We start from the raw sequence: 21,494 nt of genomic DNA, 5'->3' as shown, positions 1-21,494 counted from the left end.
CTAAGGCCTGTTCAGCTCTGCAATGGTGAGCCAGGCGAATAATCCCATGCCGATCTTGAGAGCGTCCTCATCTATATCGAAAGTTGGTGTATGCACTCCAGATGTGATCCCTTTTTCTTCATTTCTGGTGCCTAATCGGTAGAAACACGCATCGATCTCCTGTGAGTAATATGCAAAATCCTCACCTGCGAGCCACAGGTCCAGATCCACCACATTCTCCTTGCCAAGATACTCTTCAGCAGCTTTGATATTGTCTTCGGTATACTCCGGATGATTTTTTAAGTGTGGGTATCCCTTCATTACCTCAAAATCACACTCCGCGCCCATGGCTTCAGCTATTCCTTTGGCCATTTTGGTCATACGCTTGTGCGCGTCTGCTCTCCATTCCTCATCATAGGTTCTAAAGGTTCCTTGTACTTTTACCTCGTTGGGGATCACATTGGTGGCTCCATTGGCTTCCACCCGTCCGAAAGAAAGAACCGATGGAATTTTAGGGCTGGAGTTTCTACTAACAATCTGCTGTAGGGCCACTATGATATGACTGGTGATCAACACAGGGTCTATTGCGTTTTCAGGCATCGCCGCATGACCACCTTTTCCTTTCACGGTGAAGTACACTTCATCAGCACTGGCCATGTACATTCCTTTTCTGAAACCTACTTTTCCAGAGTCAATTAGCGGCATGACATGCTGTCCCAATATTCTGTTGGGTTTCGGATTTTCCAGAATGCCTTCTTTGATTAATAAAGAGGCTCCTCCCGGAAGTTTTTCTTCACCGGGCTGGAAGATTGCCTTAATTGTTCCTTCAAAATGATCCGTGAGTTGGGTAAGAATTTTTGTAGCACCTAACAAAGAAGCTGTATGCACATCGTGTCCACAGGCATGCATTACTCCATCATTTTGTGATTTGTAGGAAACCTCATTGGCTTCTTTGATTGGCAGGGCATCAATATCAGCACGCATTGCCACCGTCTTACCATTGTCTTTGGCTCCTTTGATCAGGAAAGTAATGCCTGTATCAGCTTTACGTTCCAAATCCGTGATGCCCATTTCACGGAGTTTCTCCTCAATAAAATCTGCTGTATTGTACTCCTGAAAGGACAGCTCCGGATGGCTGTGAAGATGCCTTCTGAAAGCTAACACTTCTTCATAGTATTCTTCAGATAATCGCTTGATGGCGGATATCGTATCAGTCATAGTCGACAGGGATTCTTTCTGGTATAAGTAGGGCAAGAGGGAATTCCTCTCTTAATGATTCGTAGATGGCATGGGCTTCCAGTTTGCTAATGTATTGTCCCACTTTTACTTTATAGCTTGGCTGTACATACCTCATAGTAGGATCTAGTTCTGGGTTGATTTCACGAACTATCCGCACGGCTTCATTGGCTTTGTCCCGATCGGTACCGGTATAGACTTGAATGGTGAACCCATCTACATAGCGACGTGCCCTATTCTGCTCAATAATGATTTGGTTCACACTGTCCAGTTCCATTTTTATATGCCCGGCGATTTTCTCGTTTCGAGCCATTACTTTACTGGAGTCAAGAGCAACAGTATCCACTTTTGCACTACGGATTTCTGGTCTCAATACAGACAAGTCCTCACGATACGTTTCAGTAGATGTGGTGGTGACTGAAGAAGTCTTACAGCTATACACACCCACGGTAATTACAGCTAATACTATGAATCTAAGAGCACGCATTTATTGTTTTTTAAGTCGTCTTCTACAGTCTTAAACTTGACATCTTTCTTTACTGATCCGTCTGGATATTGCACGGTCACACGTTGGTTTCTACTGGCAATCTTCGTCGTGTGAACCGGCTGAGTCTTCTCTGCTGGAGGCCTGTTGGTGTTTGCCTGACCTCTGTTGAGTAAAGAGCCACTGTCTTCCTTGGACTCTTTATAGTCCTGTTTGGCTCGCTGTGATCTGGCCTCTTGTACCTGATTAGGATCCTGAACCGGAATGTGCGATTTCATTAGGAAGCTCGTACATTCTTCGTTGACTTTACCCAAGAATCCTTTGAATAGCTCAAAACCCTCAAACTTGTAGATGATCAAAGGATCTTTCTGCTCGTACACCGCGTTTTGAACAGATTGCTTCAAATCATCCATTTCACGTAGGTGCTCTTTCCATGTTTGGTCGATGATCGCCAGGGTAATCATTTTTTCCATGGACTTGATCATTTCACGACCTTCCGTCTCCACGGACTTTTCGAGTGGTGCAGCTACCCCGATTTGTTTTTTCCCATCGGTAAATGGCACCAATACGTTCTCCACAGTGGCTCCTTTGTCTTTATGGATCTGCTTGAGTAGTGGAAGGGCTCGTTGCGCTATGTTGATGTTTTTATTCAAATAGTGCTTTTGTGCCTCATTATAGAGCTTTTGTGTTAGCTCCATTTCGTTGATTTTTGTAAGCTCCTCCAGGGTGATTTGGAAGTCTATTCCCAATACACTGATCGTGTTGAGCTTCAAGCCATCGAGGTTGTCTCCAGCCTTGGCATTGATGGCAATATCCTCACAGGTGTCATAGAGCATGTTGTTAATATCCAACTCAAGACGCTCACCATAGAGTGCATTTCTACGCCGCTTGTAAATTACTTCTCTTTGTGAGTTCATCACGTCATCATACTCTAGGAGTCGCTTACGGATGGCAAAGTTGTTTTCCTCTACCTTTTTCTGAGCTCGCTCGATGGATTTGGTAATCATGCTGTGCTGAATGACTTCACCTTCCTGCAGTCCCAGGCGGTCCATGATTTTAGCCACCCGATCTGACATGAATAATCGCATGAGATTATCTTCCAGAGATACATAGAACTGTGATGAACCTGGATCTCCTTGTCTACCAGATCGACCTCTCAACTGTCTATCTACTCGTCTGGATTCGTGGCGTTCTGTACCGATGATGGCCAATCCACCTGCTGCTTTTGCTTCTGGTGTCAGCTTAATATCCGTACCCCGTCCAGCCATGTTGGTGGCTATAGTCACTGTGCCTGGTTTACCAGCTTCAGCTACGACATCCGCTTCTCGGGCGTGCTGTTTCGCATTCAATACCTGATGCTCAATGTTTTTCATCTTGAGCATTCTTGATAGTAACTCGGAAATCTCCACGGAAGTGGTACCTACCAGCACAGGTCGTCCTTTTTCCCGCAGATCCACTACTTCTTCCACTACTGCGTTGAACTTCTCACGGATGGTTTTATAAACCTTGTCATGCTCATCCTCTCGGGCTATTGGTCTATTGGTAGGAATGACTACTACATCTAGTTTGTAGATATCCCAAAACTCGCCGGCCTCTGTCTCTGCAGTACCGGTCATACCGGCCAACTTGTGGTACATACGGAAGTAGTTCTGTAGTGTGATGGTCGCATAAGTTTGCGTGGCATCCTCTACTTTCACATTTTCCTTCGCCTCAATGGCCTGGTGCAACCCGTCAGAGTATCTTCGACCTTCCATCACACGGCCGGTCTGCTCATCTACAATCTTTACTTTGTCTTCTACAACGATGTACTCTGTATCTTTCTCATAAAGACAATAGGCTCTGAGAAGCTGGTTAACACTGTGTATTCGCTGTGCTTTTACACTATAGTCCTGGATGACTTCTTCCTTCTTCTGAAGTTTTTCAGTTTCGTCAAGAGAAGTATTATTCTCTAGTTTGGCCACTTCATCACCAATGTCAGGAAGGATGAAGAAGTTGGGATCTTCTCCCGAGCCAGTGATCAGATCAATTCCTTTTTCGGTAAGATCGATGCTATTGTGCTTTTCATCAATGGTGAAGAATAGTGGGTCATCGGCCTCAGGCATCATTTTCTGATTGTCCTGTAGGTAGAAGTTCTCTGTTTTTTGGAGCAGCGCTCGGATTCCAGTCTCACTTAAAAACTTGATCAAAGGTTTGTTTTTAGGCAAGCCACGAAATGCTCTGAATAGTGGTAAACCAGCTTCTGCTTCATTGCCTTCCTTGATCAGTTTCTTGGCCTGATTGAGGTAATCGCCTACTAGTTTGCGCTGAGCTTCTACCAGCTTGTTGATTCGGGGTTTTAGCTCATAAAACTCATGCTCGTCACCTTTCGGAATGGGTCCGGAAATGATCAAAGGCGTTCGCGCTTCATCAATCAATACAGAATCTACCTCATCGACCATGGCAAAGTGGTGCTTGCCCTGAACCAATTCTTCAGGGTTTCTGGCCATGTTATCTCTCAGGTAGTCAAAGCCAAATTCATTGTTGGTACCGTAAATGATGTCACACTGATAAGCTGCTCTACGCTCTGGAGAGTTAGGCTGATGCTTATCAATGCAGTCAATTTTTAGTCCATGAAACTCGAATATCGGAGCGTTCCATTCAGAGTCACGCTTGGCCAGGTAGTCATTTACTGTCACCACGTGTACACCTCTTCCAGCAAGTGCGTTGAGGTAGGCAGGGAGAGTAGCTACTAGGGTTTTACCCTCACCAGTAGCCATCTCGGCTATTTTACCAGAGTGTAGAGTGATACCGCCGATGAGCTGTACATCGTAGTGAACCATGTTCCACTCTACATCCGTACCTGCAGCTTTCCATTTATTGGCCCAAATGGCGTAATCACCGTCTATCTTGATGTGTTCTTTTTTGCTTGCCAGCTCCTTGTCCCAGATGGTAGCAGTTACTTTGAGTTGCTTGTTTTCTGCCAGTCTACGTGCCGTTTCTTTCACTACAGCAAAGCCAACCGGAAGGATTTCTTTCAACACATCCTCAAGCTCCTCATCTCTTTTGGATTCCAGTTTGTCTATTCGTTCAAAAATCTCCTCTTTTTGATCGATTTGAAGGGATTCATCGGTTTCTACCTGTTCGTGCAGCTTGGACAACTCATCATCAATATGCTTTAGTTTATTAGCTATGATCTCTTTGAGTTCTTCTGTTTTACCTCTCAATTCATCATCAGAGATGTTTGCGAGCTGTGCAAACTGTTGGTTGATCTGAGTCACTACAGGACTCAGTTCTTTTAAGTCTTTTTCCGCTTTGGTTCCGAATATCTTCGCTAATCCCTTATTGACTATATCTAACATGAATGTTTTCTTAAAATTGGGTCTAAAGTTATAAAATGGAAGTTGATTAACGAGGTACTTCCACTACCCCTTCAAATACTTTTTTCGCCGGTCCGGCCAAATAGATGTTTTTATAACGGTTCGATTCATCTTTTTCAAAGGATACCATTAGTATACCGCCTTTTGTTTCAACAGTTATCGGACTTTTGTAAGCTAGTTGCTCAGCTGCCAAGGCACATGCGGTGACGCCCGTCCCACAGGAGAGTGTTTCGTTCTCTACTCCACGCTCATATGTTCGGACTTTGATCCCATGCTCTTTCTTTTCTACGAAATTGACATTAGTCCCACCAGGAGCATATTTGTCACTATACCGAATAGACCGCCCAACTTGAAGTAGATCTACCTGATCCACTTGATCTACAAGCTGAATATGATGTGGTGAGCCGGTGTTGATGAATAAATCTGTGTCACTTATTTGCTCTACCTGACCAACATCATGCAGGTGGAAATGGTAGATATCGCCTTCGATAAAAGCATCATGAATGCCATCAGTAGTTTCAAATGTGGTTTTTTGATCGATAATCCCAAGGGATTGCGCAAAGGCTATTGCACATCTGCTGCCATTTCCGCATAGGCTTTTGCTGCCGTCGGGATTGAAGTAAATCATTCGGAAATCTTCCGTTGGGTGGTTTTGGATGAGGATTACTCCATCAGCCCCAACACCCATTTTTCGGTCACAAAGGAACCCAATGACCTTGGAGTCATTGGCCGGAAATGTTTCCTCTCGATCATCGATCATCACGAAATCATTTCCTGTGCCCTGGTATTTATGAAATCTAATCTGCATGAATTTATGTGAGGTCAAAAACCATACATAACTAAAAAAGAAGGCAAATTAAATTAATATTCTGCCAAATAGTCAGTGGGGCGGGACAGAATGAACTGGTTGAAAACAAAAAAGCCAACTTTGACATAAAGTTGGCTTGATATTGTAATGTAATTGAATCTTAGATTTTTTCCTTGATACGAGCAGCTTTACCTTTTCTACCTCTCAAGTAGAACAATCTTGCTCTTCTTACTCTACCTTTTCTTACCAGGTCAATCTTTTCGATGTTTGGAGAATAAATAGGGAAAATTCTTTCCACTCCAACGCCACTAGAGATCTTTCTTACAGTGAACGTTTCACCACTAGTGTTGACGTTTCTTATCTGAAGTACAGAACCCTGGAACTGCTGGATTCTTTCTTTATTACCTTCTTTAATTTTGTAGTGTACGTTTACCGTATCTCCAGCCGCGAATTTTGGGAACTTTTCTTTAGTTGCCTTATTCTCTTCTTCTACAAATTTTATTAGCTCGCTCATGTCTTTACTCTATTGAGTGTTTCTCAAAAAGGAGTGCAAATATAGGTAATAAATTCATAATAGATAATCACGCAAGAAATATTTCCAAGAAAATTCAACATCAAATGAGCTGATTACTCAGACAGAACTGAACTGCCTGAGAGCTATTGTTAACATTGAGTTTTCGTAGGATGTTTTTGCGATGTGTTTTCACCGTGTGATCAGATAGAAACAACTTTTCGGCAATCTCCCCACTTGTCATGCCTTCAGACATGAGCTTGATGATTTCCAGTTCCCGTTCGCTGAGTTTGTACTGAGTTACTTCCTCTTCTTCGGAATTGAACGTACCGATTCGATCATAGTATTGTTTTCCTGACATCACACGGAGCACGGCGTCTATCAGTTCTTTGCCGGTATTGTTTTTGAGTAAACAGCCATCAATTCCCAGTTTTACAATTTCCTCCACGAAGGTTTTTTGGGCATACATGGTGAGAATGATGATTTTGATATCAGGGAAGTCCTTTTTCAAAACCCTGGAGCAACTTATCCCATCCATGACAGGCATATTGATGTCCAAAACCACTACGTCCACTTCAGCTTTGTGATGTTTGATATAGCGGATCACTTCTTCGCCATTTGAGACAGTCCCTACTACATTTATTTCTTCATCTGCACTAAGGACTTCTTTGATTCCTTCCATAACGATGGCATGATCGTCAGCGAGTAGTATTTTGATGTTTCTCATAAGACTGGTACTTCTATGATGGTGGTTGTTCCTTTTTCTGGTTCGCTCTCAATGGAGATGGTGCCATCCAGCTGATCTACTCTAGATTCCAGATTTTTCAATCCAAGACCAGGGGAAATCTCCTCTTTTTTAAAACCTATTCCATTGTCATGATAGATCAGGGACAGAGCGTCTTTTATTTGGTTTAAATCAAGGGTTATTCTGGTTGCTTTGGAATGCTTTAGCGTGTTGTTGACTAGCTCTTGCAAGATTCTGTAAACGTTCATACTTAGTTCGCTATCCAACTTAGAAGTGATCTGCACATGACTTTCTACCTGTAAACTATCCGATTCGCTGAGTGCTTCTACGAGTTCTTTCACGGCAATCTCTAGTCCGAAATGCTTCAAGACACCTGAATCAAGGCTGTGAGAAATTTGACGGGTGGTTTCATTGGCTTGTCTGGCCACATCACTGATTTTAGTGGCAAGTTCCTTTTGTGCTTCGGGGTCTTTTTTGTTTTGCAGTGAATCAGCAAACATGTTGAGGGTGACCAGTATACTGCCGAGATTGTCATGCAGTTCCTGGGCAATACGCTTGTGTGCTTTTTCCTGGCCAGCCAGCATGGCATAGGCGGACTTGAGTTCCTGTTGTTTAAGCAGGTCTTCTATCTGCTGAAACTTTAGTTTCTGCTTGATCAGCTTTCGCTGGTAGAGGTAGACGAATAGCACGATTGCGGTGGTCAATAACAGCATGCCACAGGTGCCAATGACCAATACCATTTCTGAATTCAGACTGCTGTTCTGCATTTCCATACTCCTATTGTAAAACAAAGATTTTTAAGAATGTTGGCCAGATTATGAAAGGTCCAAACCATCGGGCCATTGAGTATTTCCTTGCTCAATAAAAAAGAAAAAAGAGCACCAGAGAAGTAGGCTAAAATGCCTACTACAAACCAAAAATTGCCAGAATGTTCAATAAACAGGTCTCGCTCATAATAATAGATATCATAAAAATAGATCATCGACCAAAGGATCATTATTATTGATTCTAGTGTATCGCCAATCGAATTGTACTCACTTCCAGAGAAATAGATGGTTGTGCCGTAGAGTAGTAGTAATATGGCTGTGTAAACTAGAAATGGGTATTTTTTCTTAGTTGTCAAATGGAAAAAACGACCAATCAAACCAATTTCAATTAGAGCATATCCAGAAAAAATAAAGGTACTTTGATATGGGAAAAAGTGGCGAGTAAGCATATCAGCAGCAAATGAGCATAGTGAAAGGATTATGATCAAAAGGGAATTGGAGTTAGCTAATGAGTGCCTATTCACCATTGCAAAAATCAGCAATGGTGAATAGGTAGAAACTGATCTGATGATTACATCCAAACTCATGGACAATAGTCAGGGCATGGGTTTGATCTATCCAATGAACCAGACTCTGATCCCCCTCCTTGTTTCGGGAAACCGTCCTTCTGAATATCACGATAGGAGATTCTAGGATGGCTGAAAATTGGTTTTCCTAGAGAATCTACCGGGCTGAGAAACACGCTCACATAAGGATAGCCTGTATCAGTAGTATCTATTCCATGATGGACTCCTATTCCTACAAACTTTTTATTTATTCCGTGAAGCATTTTAACATCATTAACCAGGGACTGCATTTCTTTCCATCCGAACGTGTATGAGCTTGAAATGTAAACCCCATAGGATTTCATGAATGGTATGAGGTAGCGCTTGAATTTACCAAATTCAGTTGTGTCATTGATTACATCTTGCACCGTGACCCTTGTGCCAAGACCTTGGTGTACATCTCGATTTCCTTGCATGAAAGAAATGGCATTGTCAAAGGCTTTTGTTTGATCTTCCGTCGGCGGAGTAAAATTGAAGCCTTCATAGTTTTTGTTGAGCTCTTTAAGCTTTTCGTTTTCTGCTTTCAAGGCATCATAATCACTTTTCCATACACAGCTACTTACCAAAAGTGCCATGAGGGCTGTGGTAATTAAGGTTCTCATTTTGTAAAGATTTAAGGTTAGTAATAGTTGATTGAATATACGGCTAGAAACCGTTAAACCAAAAGTCCAACAAATTGGAGGGATTGTAAATACCTAAAAAGAGGTAAAGGATTACCTCAAAAGATCGGGACGTCTTTCTTGAGTACGTTTCACCGCTTCATCATGACGCCATTTCTCTATTTTGGCTTCATGTCCAGAAGTCAGTATATCAGGCACTTTCCAGCCTTTGTATTCGGCAGGACGTGTATAAACGGGAGGAGCGAGCAAATTGTCCTGGAAGGAATCAGTGAGAGCGGATGATTCATCATTAAGTACACCTGGCACCAGTCGGATCAGTGAATCGGCAAGAACCATCGCTGCTAATTCACCACCAGACAGCACATAATCACCAATACTAATCTCTTTAGTCACTAAGTGCTCACGAACACGCTGGTCCACTCCTTTATAATGACCGCAGAGGAGGATCATGTTTTCATTCATGGAAAGGCCATTGGCCATACCCTGGTTTAGAGTTTCTCCATCAGGGGTGAGGTAAATGACTTCCTGATAATCCCTCTCAGATTGGAGTTTCGAAATACATGCATCTATCGGCTCGATCATCAGTACCATGCCAGCACCTCCACCAAAGGCATAATCATCGACATTCTTGTGCTTGTTGGTGGAGTAATCTCTAAGGTTATGCACCTCGATTTCCACCAGCCCTTTTTGTTGAGCACGTTTGACTATGCTCTGATTAATAGGGCCTTCAAATAATTCGGGTAAGCAGGTAATGATGTCTAACCTCATGTCGCTTCTGATTCAAGGTAGATGTCCATCAATCCATCGGGCAGATCGGCATGAATTATTTTGTTTCCCAGATCGACCTTTTTTACGATGGAGTCTTCTGCCGGGACAAGTATTTCGGTGCCCTTATGATCCACACTGATCAAGTGATTGGTTGGCATTTCGTAAACAGCCCGAACTTTTCCGATGAGTGTTTCTCCATCATAAAAATCAAAATCGATCAATTGATGGAAATAGTAGCCACCATCTGGAAGATCGGGAAGATTCCTGAGTGGCAAAAACAGGTTTTTACCAACTAGTTGCTTAGCATCATCGATAGTCTCAATATCCTCCAGAGCCGTTATTGCCCGGTCGCCATTGAGATGAAGGGATTCAATAAAAAATGGAACCAGCTTCCCGTTGATTTCAATCAGGACTGATTCCATTTCTTGATAAATTTCAGGATAGTCTACATCCAGGAAAAAAACAACTTCTCCTCGAAGACCATGAGTCTTGACCACATTACCAAGTTGGTAGCAATCATCAAAACCCATTGTATATCCTTATTAGTCTTTCTTCTCTTCTTCTGAAGATTCTTCCTTAGGAGCCTCTTCGGATTTAGCTTCTTCTTTAGGAGCCTCTTCCTTAGGTGCTTCCTCAGCTTTTGCTTCTTCTTTAGGAGCTTCTTCAGTCGCAGCTTCAGCTACAGCCTCTTCACCTTCCTCTTCTAAAGCTTTCTCTGATTCGTCAGCATTTGCCTCCGCTACTTCAGCAGCAAGTGCATCCTCTTCCGCTTTCTTTCTAGCAGCAATAGCCTCAGCTCTTGCAGAAGCCACTTTCTTCTCAGCCTCAAGTCTTGCTTTAGCTTCCGAAGCTTTGTCTTTGGATAGCTGATCCATTTTACCTTGGATTTTAGCTTCTTTATCCTTCAACCACGCTTCGAATTTCTCGTCCGCTTGCTCTTGAGTTAACGCTCCTTTGATCACACCTATCTGAAGGTGCTTCTTCATAAGGATACCACGGTAAGAAAGCATCGCTCTTACAGTGTCTGTTGGCTGAGCGCCTTTCATTACCCAGTCAAACGCTTTCTCTTCATCCAAAGAGATAGCTGCTGGATCAGTGTTTGGGTTGTAAGTCCCAATTTTCTCAATAAATCTACCATCACGTGGTGCTCTTGAGTCAGCCACTACTACGTCGTACATGGCTTGCTTTTTGCGTCCTCGACGCGCTAATCTGATTTTTACAGGCATAATTTTCTTTTAGTTATGGAACACGTCCATTCAAAGATTTTATTTAAAAGGACCGCAAAGATAGCTGATATTTTGATTTTTTGAAAGGTGGTCTGAAAAACAGGTACTTAGCTTTTGATATTTGTAAAAGCGAATAAGCGGTTTAATTTTGAAACATTGTCTGCCTATATTTGTTCACCAATAGACAAAATGCGTTTTACGCCCAGAAAATGGACAAATACTCATACATATCCAACGCCGATGTGGGCTACATCGACGATTTGTACCAGTCTTTTAAAGAAGATCCCTCCAATGTAGACGAAACCTGGCAAAAATTTTTTGAAGGTTATGAATTCTCTTTGCAGAAATATGGAGAAAATGGAGCCCCTTCTGGAAGTATCGAAGGGTCTTCCGAAATAAAGGTAAGGAACCTGATCTATGCGCATCGATCACGTGCGCATCTTAAGTCAGATACAAACCCTGTTCGCCCAAGACGTCAGCACAATGTTCGGCTTAATCTGGAGAACTTCGACCTGTCAGAAAAGGAACTCAATGACGAGTTTGAGGTGGGGGCTGAGATAGGTCTGGGTAGAGCAAGTCTAAAGGCCATTCTGGAGCGACTAGACAAAATCTACCTTGGGCATATCGGGTATGAGTACAATCACCTCCGAAATTCAGAGATTTTTGACTGGATGAAAACGAAGGTGGAAACCGAAGGAGCTAACATCGACCCATCCAATGCCGAGAAAAAGCGCATGCTCCAGAAGCTCAACGAAGCAGTTGTTTTTGAAAATTTCTTGCACACCAAGTTTTTAGGGCAAAAACGATTTTCACTGGAAGGGGGCGAAAACACCATTCCTGCACTAGATAAAATCATAAGAAAGTCCTCAGAATTAGGAGCAGAAGAAGTAGTCATTGGAATGGCCCACAGGGGACGACTCAATGTGCTGGCCAACATCATGGGCAAGACTTATGAGGAGATCTTTGCAGAATTTGAAGGTAACACGGATCCAGACCTGACCATGGGTGATGGTGATGTAAAATATCACCTGGGTTATAGTAGTCATATTCAGGTTGGCGACAAGAAGATTTATGTGAAGCTGGCTCCGAATCCATCTCACCTGGAAGCAGTTGATCCAGTGGTGCTCGGCTATACCAGAGCGCAGATTGATGATGAATATCGAGGTGACTCCAGTAAAGCTGTTCCGATACTCATTCATGGCGATGCGGCAGTGGCAGGACAAGGGGTTGTTTATGAGTGTATCCAGATGTCGCTATTGCCTGGCTATCGTACAGGTGGCACCATTCACTTTGTGATCAATAATCAAGTTGGCTTTACCACGGACTATGATGACGCCAGATCTAGTATTTACTGCACAGACTTAGCAAAGATCGTTGATGCACCAGTTCTTCATGTTAATGGTGATGATCCTGAGGCCGTGAACTTCGCCGCGAATTTGGCGATTGAGTATCGTCAGAAATGGAAAAAAGACTTTTTCATTGACTTATTGTGCTACAGAAGACATGGACACAATGAAAGCGATGAACCAAAATTTACCCAGCCTAAGCTTTACAATTTAATTGCAAAGCATAGCAACCCTCGTGAGATTTATGTGCAGACATTAACCGAGCGAGGAGATATAGATAAGAAGGAAGCTGAACAGTTGGATAAGGAGTTTAAACAACAGCTTCAGGATCGACTGGATGAAGTGAAACAGAAACCGCTTCCATACAAGCCTCAGAAAATTGAGGAGGAGTGGCAGTTTCTTCGCAGATCTAAATTAGAAGACTTTGATCAGTCACCGGATACTTCTATTAGTGACGAGACATTAGAAAAAGTAGCAAAAGCCCTTACAACTATTCCTAAAGGTTTTAAACCTCTAAGACAGATTGATAAGCTTTTAAAGGAGCGTAAAGCACATTTCTTCGAAGAAAAAGTACTTAACTGGGCAGATGCCGAGTTACTGGCTTACGGTTCATTATTAGCAGAAGGCAATATTGTACGTATGTCTGGACAGGATGTGAAGCGTGGTACTTTCTCGCATAGACACTCTTATTTGTTCGATTCTAATACGAATGAACCGTATTGCAATCTGGATCATATCCAGGAAAAGCAGGAGCCATTCAGGATTTTCAATTCCTTGCTATCAGAATATGCTGTACTGGGTTTTGAATATGGCTATGCCATGGCTACTCCAAATGCGTTAGTTATTTGGGAGGCACAGTTTGGAGATTTCTCCAATGGTGCTCAGGTGATGATTGATCAGTTCATCACCAGTGCTGAGACGAAATGGCAACGGATGAATGGGTTAGTGATGTTGCTCCCTCATGGCTATGAAGGTCAGGGACCGGAGCACTCCAGTGCACGAATGGAACGTTTCCTTCAGATGACAGCTCAGGAAAACATGATCGTTGCGGATATTACCACACCAGCAAACCTCTTCCACCTATTGCGAAGACAACTGACCTGGGAGTTTAGAAAGCCGTGTGTGGTCTTTTCTCCTAAGTCATTGCTTAGACACCCGAAAGTCATTTCGCCAATCGAGGATTTCAAAAAGGGTAGTTTCCAGGAAGTAATCGGAGATGATTATGTGACGAACAAAAATGTGAAAAGGGTACTGTTGTGTACAGGCAAGATCTATTTCGATTTGGTGGAAGAGCAGCAGAAGAAAAAGGTAAAAGATATAGCCATCGTTCGACTGGAGCAGCTTTATCCTTTTCCGAAAAAACAAATAGAGAAAATACTGAAGAAATATAACAACCCTAAATTGGTGTGGGTACAGGAAGAGCCTGAAAACATGGGTGCATGGGGATTCATGCTGCGTGTATCAGGTCTTGATTTGACCTTGATCTCTAGAAGAGCATCAGCCTCTCCAGCGACCGGTTATTCAAAAGTTCACAAAGAGGAACAAGCAGAAATAGTTAAAAAAGCATTCGAAAAATAAACTAACAATTATGAGCCTTGAAATGAAAGTGCCGGCGGTAGGTGAATCAATCTCCGAGGTAACCATTGCCCAGTGGATGAAGCAAGATGGCGACATAGTGGAAATGGATGAGGTGATTTGCGAGCTCGAATCAGACAAAGCCACCTTTGAGGTGACTGCTGAGGCAGCTGGCCAATTGAAAATAAAAGCTCAGGAAGGTGATACACTGGAGATCGGTGGTGTCCTTTGCGAAATAGATGAGTCAAAAGCTGAGCAATCTGAGGAACCTGCTCCTAAAGAGGAGGAAAAGAAAGAAGCTAAACCAACAGGAGAGGTGAAAGAGATGCATGTTCCGGCGGTGGGCGAATCCATCAATGAGGTGACCATCTCTGGCTGGACCAAGTCAAATGGTGACATGGTGGAGTTGGATGAAGTAATAGCCGAGATTGAGTCTGATAAAGCCACTTTCGAACTCACGGCTGAGGCCAGCGGAAAGTTGGAAATCATTGCCGAGGAGGGAGAGACACTTGAAATTGGCGCGTTGATCTGCAAAATCGAAGTAGCAGAGGGTGTAGAATCATCCGGTTCTTCGGATACTTCCAGCTCCGATGAGAGCAGCTCTGCAGAGACGAGTTCTAACGAGACCTATGCCACAGGCCACGCTTCACCAGCTGCAGCTAAGATCCTTCAGGAAAAAGGAATTTCCGCGGATCAGGTAAAAGGCACTGGCAAGGACGGACGCATCACCAAAGAAGATGCTATGAATGCAGAAAAAAGTGCTCCGAAGCAGGAAGCACCAAAATCTGCTCCAAAGAAAGAGGAAGCAAAACCTTCTAAACCTGCGTATGATGCACCGATCTTTAATACTGGTGTGAGCAGAGAACAGAAGCGTGAAAAAATGTCTTCACTGCGGAAGACCATATCCAAGAGGTTAGTTTCTGTAAAGAATGAAACGGCCATGCTGACCACCTTCAATGAGGTGAACATGCAGCCGATCATGGACATCCGTAAAAAATACAAGGAGAGCTTCAAGGAGAAGCATGAAGTAGGACTTGGTTTTATGTCTTTCTTCACCAAGGCTGTTTGTATGGCTCTTCAGGACTGGCCAGCCGTTGGAGCAGCTATCGACGGAGAGGAACTGGTCTATCATGATTACTGTGATGTATCCATTGCAGTATCAACTCCAAAAGGGTTGGTTGTCCCAGTTATTAGAAATGCCGAACAGTTGAGCTTTGAGCAGATAGAGAAAGAAGTGGTGCGATTAGCTACCAAAGCCAGAGATGGTAAGCTGAGCATAGATGAAATGCAAGGTGGGACTTTCACCATTACCAATGGTGGAATATTTGGATCAATGCTCTCCACACCAATTATCAATGCCCCTCAATCGGCTATACTAGGCATGCACAATATCGTGCAGAGACCAGTGGTAGAGGAGGGTGAAATTGTAGTAAGGCCAATCATGTACGTGGCACTTTCTTATGACCATAGAGTAATTGATGGCAGGGAATCAGTAAGCTTCCTGGTGCGAGTGAAGGAATTACTGGAAGATCCGACAAGGCTTCTTCTGGGAGTTTAATTTTTGATACTAATTTGAGTCAGCCTCTCCGCTATGTTGCTCCGCATCGGTAGCCCCACACCGGAAGCTGACTTTCTATAAATACTACAAAAATGGATTACGATGTAACAGTCATTGGTTCTGGACCTGGTGGATACGTAGCAGCCATTAGAGCAGCTCAGCTAGGATTCAAAACCGCCATCATAGAGAAATACCCCACTCTGGGAGGTACTTGCCTCAATGTCGGATGTATCCCGTCCAAAGCTTTGTTGGACTCGTCAGAGCATTTTCACAATGCAGAACATACCTTCAAGGAGCATGGTATTGATATTCCTAAGCCAAAAGTCAACCTCAAGCAGATGATTGGACGCAAGGCAGACGTGGTGAAGCAAAACGTGGAGGGTATATCATTCCTGATGAAAAAGAACAAAATAGATGTTCATGAAGGAGTGGGATCTTTTAAAGACAAAAACACCATTGTTATTACCTCAGGTAAAGATAAAAAGGAGATATCTTCAGAAAAGATCATAATTGCTACGGGCTCAAAGCCAGCCTCTCTTCCTTTTATCAAGTTGGATAAGAAGCGGGTAATTACCAGCACCGAAGCACTCGAACTGAAAGAAGTGCCAAAGCACATGATTGTGATTGGTGGTGGTGTGATTGGGATGGAGCTCGGTTCTGTTTATGCTCGCCTTGGAGCGAAAGTTTCTGTGGTGGAATATCTGGATAACCTCATACCATCTATGGATGGCACGATGGGTAAAGAACTCCAAAAGTCACTCAAAAAGCTTGGTTTTGACATCTATACCAGTCATAAAGTGACATCTGTAGAAGCCAAGGGTAAAGAAGTGACAGTAAAAGCCGAAAGTTCAAAAGGTGACAACCTTGAGTTAAAAGGTGATTACTGCCTGGTGTCTATCGGAAGAAAACCGTATACTGAAGGTCTCGGCCTGGATAATGTAGGGATTAAAACCAACGACCGAGGACAGATTGAAGTAGATGATCACCTTAAAACCAGTGCGGATAACATCTGGGCTATTGGCGATGTGATCAAAGGAGCTATGCTAGCTCACAAAGCTGAGGAGGAAGGTGTTTTTGTGGCCGAACAAATGGCTGGACAGAAACCGCACATCAACTATAACCTGATACCTGGTGTAGTGTATACCTGGCCGGAAGTGGCAAGTGTCGGGTTTACGGAAGAGCAACTAAAGGAGCAAGGACGAAAATACAAGACTGGTAAATTTCCATACAAGGCACTTGGCAGAGCGAGAGCATCCATGGATGTGGATGGCATGGTTAAAGTGCTTGCTGATAAGGAAACGGATGAGATTTTAGGTATGCACATCATCGGAGCACGGGCAGCAGATATGATAGCCACAGGTGTAACTGCCATGGAATATCGCGCATCTGCTGAAGATGTAGCTCGGATGTCTCATGCACACCCTACTTATATGGAGGCTGTAAAAGAGGCTTGCCTGGCCGCAACAGATAATAGACCTCTCCATATTTAAGAGTGCTGAGTATTGTATTTTAGAAAAACAAAAAGGGAGTCAGCACTCCCTTTTTTTGTTTTATATCATACCAACTCGATGAATTTAGATTTGCCAATGATTTTGTTCCAGGCAGTAAATCCCCCTCCAATATTGCTCACATTTTCAAAGCCATGATGTAATAATATCAGACTGGCCAGATATCCTCTCAGACCTTTGGCACAGTAGACGAACAGGTGTTGTTTTTTGTTAAGTTCGGTCAGCCGGTCCCGCAAGTCATCTAAAGGAATATTGATGGCGTCTTCTATCATGCCACTTTTATGTATTTCCGAAGGATTTCTTACATCCAAAATAGCGTAATTGGAGACATTAGGATTGCTAAAAGTCTCATGTGCTGTTGTTACTGATACCTCGTGGTATCCTTCTGCCAGGCTATTACCTGCCACAAAACCCGCTACAATCACCGGATCTTTTGCAGGTGAGAATGGTGGAGCATAGGCAAGGTCCAGCTTGGGTAGGTCATCAATCGTGAGCTTAGCATAAATGGCGGTTGATAACACATCCACCCGTTTGTCCACTCCTCTTTCACCCATTAGTTCTGCACCTAGTAGAGCTCTGGATTTGGGGTCAAAGTAGATTTCCAAGAACATGTCTTTCTGATCAGGATAGAAACCTGGTGTTGTACCTGTTATGGTAAATGATGAATTGAACTCAATACCTTTTCTTTTTAGTTCGCGTGGCCCCATCCCTGTTCTGGCGATGGTATAATTGAACAGTTTCATAATGGCCGTACCGTACCCGCCATCAAAGGTTTCTACTCTTCCAGCGGCATTGGCCCCAGCAGTCCTACCTCCTTTATTGGAATGTGTACCCATGGGAAACCAGCCTGGGTCACCCGTGATTTTGTGTGAGATGCTCGCACAGTCACCAGCGGCATAGATATCCTTTAGTGAGGTTTCCATTTTTTCATTGACAATGAGCGCTCCATTGGGTAGATGGTCTGCACCCTTGGATGTAAGCAGTTCTGTATTTGGGCGGATACTAATACCAATTAATGTATAATCAGTGTATAGCCTTTCTCCATTATTGAGAATCAATTCATTGGTGGAAGCGTCTACACCCACTACGCTTGTTCTTAGTCTGAGATCTATGCCGTTTTCCAACAAAACATTTTCAGCCATTCGAGCAAATTTGAGATCCCAATTAGCTAGGATTTGGTCGCCCAATTCGATTACCGTTACCTTTTTCCCAACTTTTACCAGGTTCTCAGCATTCTCCAGCCCTATTAATCCCGCTCCTATGATGGTGATGTGATCAGATTTAGCAACCACATCCTGTTTCATTATTTTATCAAAATCCTCGAGTGTTTTGGCATGCGCCCAATGGTGATAATTCTCAATTCCCTCTATGGGTGGCAAAATCGCCCTACCGCCAGTGGCTACAATGAGCTTGTCGTATTGGTAGGCTCCTTTGTGCGTGTAAACCATGTGTGCATTCGGGTCAATATCTGTCACGGGCTCATTTAGGTGTAGCTTAATTTTGAATCGTTCGATCAGCTGATTTGGCTGCACTACTATTAATTTGTCTCGTGATTGGATTTGGCCCGATAGGGCATAAGGTATGCCACAGGTAGCATAGCTGATATGTGCTGTCTTTTCAAATAGCAGAATTTCAGCGTTTTCATCGATACGCCTGGCTTTGGCTGCCGCAGATGGACCCGCAGATAGTCCTCCGATAATTAGTATTCTGTTCCTTTTCATGCTTTACTCCCATTCGTTACTTCAGAAGCAAAGGTTATTAGTAATGAAAAGGCTGATTGTAACATTGGTGACTCTGTAAGGTGATACATATCACCCCCAATCACTACATAAGTCATTTATCAAGGGTTTAAAAGAGTTATTAGCCGTCTGTGGATTTTGATCGGAGATTAAAACTTTGCTGTTATACTTTAGTTCGTAAGTAAAATTTAAAAAGAGGATAGAATGAGAATAAACAAAACAGCGATTGTGTTAATGACCGTTATGGCGTTGGCAGTCGTGTCCACACCAACCCATGCTCAACTTTTCGGAAAGAAGAAGAAAAAGGATGCAGCAGAGACACCAAAGAAAAAAGACAAAGGCCCATTCAAGAGCTACTCGGAGGTAATCACCGATAAGGCCAAAACCGATGAGGGACTTTTCACCTTCCATAAGGTAGAAGATAAGTACTATTTTGAGCTGCCATCAGAGATTTTGGATAAGGAGATTCTGATTGTTTCTAGAATATCAGGACATGTGAAAGGTCTTAATTTTGGTGGAGCGGGAATGAAATCGCGTCCACAGCAGGTGATACGTTTTCAACGAAAAGACAACAATATCATCATGCGATCAGTGAGCTACAATTCAGTAGCCAGTGAGGACGATCCCATCTACAGATCGGTGGTCAATAACAACTTTGAGCCAGTTATCGAGTCTTTCAAGATTGAAGCTTTGGGTAAAGACTCTGCCTCATATATTATCGACATTGAAAACTTTTTCACGACGGACGTTCCTATGATCGGGGCGCTCTATGATTACCAGAGGAAACAGTTCAAAATCTCCACAGTAGATAAAGGGAGATCGATGATCAACTGGGTGAAAGCTTTCCCTGAAAACGTAGAAGTGCGTCACGTATTGACCTATAAGGGATCTGAAATACCTGACAATCAACTCACTGGAACGCTTTCCATAGAAATGAATCAATCATTCATTCTATTGCCAGAGGACCCGATGGTTCCACGTAACCATGATGATCGGGTAGGATATTTTTCCATTAGTCAATTGGACTACTCCCTGGATGAGCAAAAAGCAGCTAGAAACCGGTTTATCACCAGATGGAGACTTGAGCCAAGCGATTGGGATGCTTTCAATAACGGCGAGGCTGTAGAGCCTGTAAAACCGATTGTTTACTATATCGACCCAGCTACTCCGGAGAAATGGAGACCATATATTAAGAAAGGAGTAGAGGACTGGCAGCGTTCGTTTGAGAAAGCCGGCTTGAAAAACGCGATCATCGCCAAGGATGCACCGACACCTGAGGAAGATCCTGATTGGAGCCCAGAGGATGTGCGATACTCCGTGATCCGATACATAGCTACCGATATTCAGAATGCACAGGGACCCCATGTACATGACCCACGTACGGGAGAAATCCTGGAAAGCGACATCTTGTGGTATCACAATGTGATGAACCTACTGAGAAACTGGTATTTTGTTCAAACGGCAGCTATCAATGAAACAGCTAGAGGTATCAAGTTTGAAGATGAAATCATGGGTGAGCTCATTCGATTTGTGGCAGCTCACGAAGTGGGGCATACATTGGGACTACCTCACAATATGGGTTCATCAGTAGGATATCCAGTAGACTCACTAAGATCCCCGTCATTTACCTCTACTCACGGCACTGCTCCTTCTATCATGGATTACGCCAGGTTTAACTATGTGGCACAGCCAGGAGATGGGATCACCAGTTTCTTTCCTGGTATCGGGGAGTATGATGATTGGGCAATATGGTATGGATACCGACCAATCCCGGATGTAGAAACAGCTGAGCAGGAGGAAACCACACTGAATGCCTGGATATTGGAAAAAGCCGGAGATCCTCTATATCGCTATGGAAGGCAACGTGGAGGAGTGGTGGATCCGTCCGCACAAACCGAGGACCTGGGAGATGATAGCATGATTGCTTCTGAGCTTGGTATTGCCAACCTGAAGCGTATCAAAGACCGACTGATCGAGTGGGGTACCCAGGAAGGGGAGAACTATGATGATCTGGATGAGCTGTACAGCAATGTGATAGGTCAGTATAACCGATACATGGGACATGTAACAGCCAATGTTGGTGGAGTTTATGAGTTTTTTAAGACGGCTGATCAGGACGGAGCTGTGTACACACACGTAGAACTGGATAAGCAGAAAAGAGCGATCAAATTTCTAAATGAGTATCTTTTTGAAACTCCGGAGTGGATGGTAGATCCTGAGATACTGGGCAGAATAGAGCAAGATGGTATCGTAGATCGAATCAAATCGCTACAAACAAGAACGCTCAATAGGTTGATGGATGATGATCGTCTGAAACGAATGATAGAAAATGAAGCGCTAAATGGGAATGATGCCTACTCAGCCGCTGCTATGTTTTATGATCTGAGAAGAGGCGTGTACAGCGAAGTTAGAACCGGTCGTAGCATTGACACTTACCGCCGAAATCTGCAAAAGGCAATGGTGGAAACTTTAGGCGAACTGGTCAATTCTGAGGATGAAGATGTACGCACTACGGACATACCTTCGTTGGCTAGAGGAAACCTCAAAGTGCTTAAAGGTGAGATCGATAGAGGCATTTCAAGGCAGTCTGATACCATGTCGAAATACCATCTCGAAGATCTTTCAGAGCGTATTAATCAAGTTTTAAACCCTAAATAAGCTCA

17 protein-coding genes are annotated in these 21,494 nt (G+C 43.4%); 4 read left to right on the top strand and 13 right to left on the bottom strand.

The features are described from left to right. From ACO067_RS07985 to ACO067_RS07930, 12 genes are all read right to left on the bottom strand, one after another. Positions 1-1,197: a M20 metallopeptidase family protein gene (locus ACO067_RS07985; protein WP_421872777.1), complete on the bottom strand. Its 1,197-nt coding sequence runs from the start codon at positions 1,195-1,197 to the stop codon at positions 1-3. Next, positions 1,190-1,702: an SPOR domain-containing protein gene (locus ACO067_RS07980; protein ID WP_421872775.1), complete on the bottom strand. Its 513-nt coding sequence runs from the start codon at positions 1,700-1,702 to the stop codon at positions 1,190-1,192. Before ACO067_RS07980 ends, ACO067_RS07985 begins: the two co-directional genes overlap by 8 nt. Further along, positions 1,681-5,037 carry a preprotein translocase subunit SecA gene (secA, locus tag ACO067_RS07975; RefSeq protein ID WP_421872773.1) on the bottom strand — a complete coding sequence of 1,119 codons (3,357 nt, stop codon included), beginning with the start codon at positions 5,035-5,037 and terminating at the stop codon, positions 1,681-1,683. The genes ACO067_RS07980 and secA overlap by 22 nt, the downstream gene beginning before the upstream one ends. A gap of 46 nt (positions 5,038-5,083) precedes the next feature. Beyond that, entirely contained in the window at positions 5,084-5,863 is a 780-nt protein-coding gene (gene dapF / locus ACO067_RS07970) for a diaminopimelate epimerase (protein WP_421872771.1), read from the bottom strand. Between the two features lie 160 nt (positions 5,864-6,023). Then, positions 6,024-6,377, bottom strand: coding sequence for a 50S ribosomal protein L19 (rplS, locus tag ACO067_RS07965; RefSeq protein ID WP_421872769.1), 354 nt, complete (start codon positions 6,375-6,377; stop codon positions 6,024-6,026). Between the two features lie 100 nt (positions 6,378-6,477). Beyond that, positions 6,478-7,101, bottom strand: coding sequence for a response regulator (locus tag ACO067_RS07960; RefSeq protein ID WP_421872767.1), 624 nt, complete (start codon positions 7,099-7,101; stop codon positions 6,478-6,480). Then, a complete protein-coding gene (locus tag ACO067_RS07955) occupies positions 7,098-7,892 on the bottom strand; it encodes a sensor histidine kinase (protein WP_421872765.1) in 795 nt (264 codons plus the stop codon). Before ACO067_RS07955 ends, ACO067_RS07960 begins: the two co-directional genes overlap by 4 nt. Then, positions 7,868-8,473: a hypothetical protein gene (locus ACO067_RS07950; RefSeq protein WP_421872762.1), complete on the bottom strand. Its 606-nt coding sequence runs from the start codon at positions 8,471-8,473 to the stop codon at positions 7,868-7,870. Before ACO067_RS07950 ends, ACO067_RS07955 begins: the two co-directional genes overlap by 25 nt. Further along, positions 8,470-9,093 (bottom strand): hypothetical protein, encoded by a 624-nt coding sequence (locus ACO067_RS07945; protein ID WP_421872760.1) that lies wholly within the window; start codon positions 9,091-9,093, stop codon positions 8,470-8,472. Before ACO067_RS07945 ends, ACO067_RS07950 begins: the two co-directional genes overlap by 4 nt. Positions 9,094-9,204: 111 nt before the next feature. Continuing rightward, the gene (gene trmD / locus ACO067_RS07940; RefSeq protein WP_421872758.1) at positions 9,205-9,879 is read right to left on the bottom strand and encodes a tRNA (guanosine(37)-N1)-methyltransferase TrmD; all 675 of its coding nucleotides are present in this window, start codon (positions 9,877-9,879) and stop codon (positions 9,205-9,207) included. Further along, on the bottom strand, positions 9,876-10,409 hold the full coding sequence (rimM, locus tag ACO067_RS07935; protein WP_421872756.1) for a ribosome maturation factor RimM: 534 nt from the start codon (positions 10,407-10,409) through the stop codon (positions 9,876-9,878). The genes trmD and rimM overlap by 4 nt, the downstream gene beginning before the upstream one ends. Positions 10,410-10,421: 12 nt before the next feature. Continuing rightward, the gene (locus ACO067_RS07930) at positions 10,422-11,105 is read right to left on the bottom strand and encodes a 30S ribosomal protein S16 (RefSeq protein ID WP_421872754.1); all 684 of its coding nucleotides are present in this window, start codon (positions 11,103-11,105) and stop codon (positions 10,422-10,424) included. A 209-nt stretch (positions 11,106-11,314) separates the two neighbouring features. Between ACO067_RS07930 and ACO067_RS07925 the strand changes: the two genes are divergently transcribed. The 3 genes from ACO067_RS07925 (at position 11,315) to lpdA (ending at position 17,074) form a co-directional block, all read left to right on the top strand. Then, a complete protein-coding gene (locus tag ACO067_RS07925) occupies positions 11,315-14,029 on the top strand; it encodes a 2-oxoglutarate dehydrogenase E1 component (RefSeq protein ID WP_421872752.1) in 2,715 nt (904 codons plus the stop codon). 10 nt (positions 14,030-14,039) lie between these two features. After that, positions 14,040-15,584 carry a 2-oxoglutarate dehydrogenase complex dihydrolipoyllysine-residue succinyltransferase gene (odhB, locus tag ACO067_RS07920; RefSeq protein WP_421872750.1) on the top strand — a complete coding sequence of 515 codons (1,545 nt, stop codon included), beginning with the start codon at positions 14,040-14,042 and terminating at the stop codon, positions 15,582-15,584. 92 nt (positions 15,585-15,676) lie between these two features. Then, positions 15,677-17,074, top strand: coding sequence for a dihydrolipoyl dehydrogenase (gene lpdA, locus ACO067_RS07915; protein WP_421872748.1), 1,398 nt, complete (start codon positions 15,677-15,679; stop codon positions 17,072-17,074). A gap of 65 nt (positions 17,075-17,139) precedes the next feature. On the opposite strand, the gene ACO067_RS07910 is transcribed toward lpdA, so the two are convergent. Next, positions 17,140-18,813: an FAD-dependent oxidoreductase gene (locus tag ACO067_RS07910; protein ID WP_421872746.1), complete on the bottom strand. Its 1,674-nt coding sequence runs from the start codon at positions 18,811-18,813 to the stop codon at positions 17,140-17,142. Positions 18,814-19,035: 222 nt separating this feature from the next. Between ACO067_RS07910 and ACO067_RS07905 the strand changes: the two genes are divergently transcribed. Next, positions 19,036-21,489, top strand: a complete 2,454-nt coding sequence (locus ACO067_RS07905; RefSeq protein WP_421872744.1) for a zinc-dependent metalloprotease — start codon at positions 19,036-19,038, stop codon at positions 21,487-21,489. The last annotated feature ends 5 nt before the right edge of the window (positions 21,490-21,494 follow it).

The sequence above is a fragment of the Marinoscillum sp. genome (genome assembly GCF_965229915.1).
In the GTDB taxonomy this organism is placed as follows: domain Bacteria; phylum Bacteroidota; class Bacteroidia; order Cytophagales; family Cyclobacteriaceae; genus Marinoscillum.
Note: the sequence above shows the minus strand (reverse complement) of the source record. Positions and strands in the feature narration are given on the sequence as shown.